This window comes from Phocaeicola intestinalis (assembly GCF_014837065.1).
GTDB classification, from domain to species: domain Bacteria; phylum Bacteroidota; class Bacteroidia; order Bacteroidales; family Bacteroidaceae; genus Phocaeicola; species Phocaeicola intestinalis.
The window spans coordinates 1-1,633 of the sequence record NZ_JACSPP010000124.1 but is presented as its reverse complement, the minus strand read 5'-3'; the positions used below and the strand labels follow the sequence as shown (position 1 = coordinate 1,633).

The window sequence follows — 1,633 nt, the reverse complement described above, 5'->3', positions numbered from 1 at the left end:
TAGGGTGTCCAGTTTAATGTTCCCAATTTAGCCCACATTTTTGAGCTGTTTGGTGCGTACTGTAACCCAGTTTGTGGACATGTGATTATTAGCAAAAGTATCAATGTCCTTTAGTTTAACATTACATAAGCGCTCTTTGAAATTAAATGTCTTAGTGGCAGATTTGTTCTCTAGTTTTGCGTGTAACGGTATAAACAGGACAAAAGGAGTTATGCCATACAGTTTGTTTGGCGACTTTTTTTGTTTGAAAACACCGAATGTTGATTCAATGATATCAGAAGAGATGTTGCGTGATTCATAAATATCATTCAACTTCTCTTCCTGCTGTTTAAGGTATTCCAAAATCTTGATTCCAAGCATAGCTCTACGGTTGTTTGCATTGCCTATTATGTGCCGCGTAATATATTTCTTGCATTTCTTACTGTTAGCAAGATTAAAGCCTTCTGTTTTACAGATTGTTTCTATGTGCTCAACAGCAGCAACGGCGGTCTTCAATTCAACCAATAGCTCCTTATAATCAAGGACAAAGGAGTATGCATCCTGCATTTCCTTTGGGAGGCTAGCAAAACAACCAAGCATCTTGTTGCCCCAATCAACCCATGAGTTCATATTCATGAATCTGGCAATACTACGCATATTGGGTGGTAAAAGATAAGCCTTGTCTGTAAGATGATATTGCAATCTGACCTTTCCAAGAATAGTAGTAAAGTTCACGAAATCAGGCTCGTTGCCATAAGCATGTTTCAAACATGTACCCATGGCATGACTGATGTCGATATGGTGCAACAATCCCGATTGCGAAATTCCGTTTGTGAGATTATGGGCCTGATCGCTGATTACATATTCAGGTTTAGCCCCGTTCTTCTCAATGGACTTTTCAATCTCTTGCTTGATGTCGTCTCCTTTAAAGCAGCCGCAGGATTTCATGCTGACAACCGTAACGTCCTCATGCTTAAGAGGATGTCCGGGATGTTCGGCGGAAACGCCCAGAATCAAAAGAAGTTTCTCCCGATTGACCATAATACTTTCGTCAATGATATACGCAAACTTTTTATCTGTAGGTTTATTATCATTTTCGTAAGTGGATAATCCCAGCTTCTTCATCCAATTCTCTACGGTATTATAGCATGGAACCTTGCCGCATTTTCCTTCAAGCACTTCGTTGAAAATTTCCAGAATCTTAACAACGGTGCGGAGGCCGCAGTTGGTACGAATGTAAATCAATACACAAAGTTGAACAATCAGAAGAGAGTATCTATGTCCGGGAATATGTTCGATAACAATTTCATTTGTTCTTCGGTCACAGTCACGGTCTTTACGTCTTTTTTTTTAAGTTCCTTTCTCGCTTCTTTAAGCTTAGCCTCTTTGGCTGCTTTTTGAGATTTCAGTTTGGCATTTTCTTTACGAAGACGTTTTACCTCTTCTTCCAGGGTCTCTTTATTGGATTTTGAATCTGATTTTTTCATTGTTTTCAGTTACTTAATTATTCTACTAAATTACTAAATATCAATGAAATACACAAATCTTCAAAAAACTATTTTGCCTGCTAAAGTGTTAAATTTCAGAGCATAATATGAACAATAACAAGGGCGTTTGATACTGCTTTTTTAGGAACGTAGAACTGGACACACTA

At 38.2% G+C, this 1,633-nt stretch carries 2 protein-coding genes; both read right to left on the bottom strand.

Annotated features, from left to right (window positions below; translation table 11 throughout):
* Positions 1-27: 27 nt before the first annotated feature.
* Positions 28-1,224 carry a hypothetical protein gene (locus H9625_RS17295; RefSeq protein WP_225226493.1) on the bottom strand — a complete coding sequence of 399 codons (1,197 nt, stop codon included), beginning with the start codon at positions 1,222-1,224 and terminating at the stop codon, positions 28-30.
* Positions 1,225-1,241: 17 nt separating this feature from the next.
* Complete coding sequence (locus H9625_RS17290; RefSeq protein ID WP_087212593.1) at positions 1,242-1,466, bottom strand: hypothetical protein; 225 nt, start codon at positions 1,464-1,466, stop codon at positions 1,242-1,244.
* Positions 1,467-1,633: the final 167 nt, after the last annotated feature.

What these genes read in the sequence shown, in the direction of transcription:
- H9625_RS17290 (WP_087212593.1), bottom strand. Translation starts at nt 1,466, where the DNA reads ATGAAAAAATCAGATTCAAAATCCAATAAAGAGACCCTGGAAGAAGAG.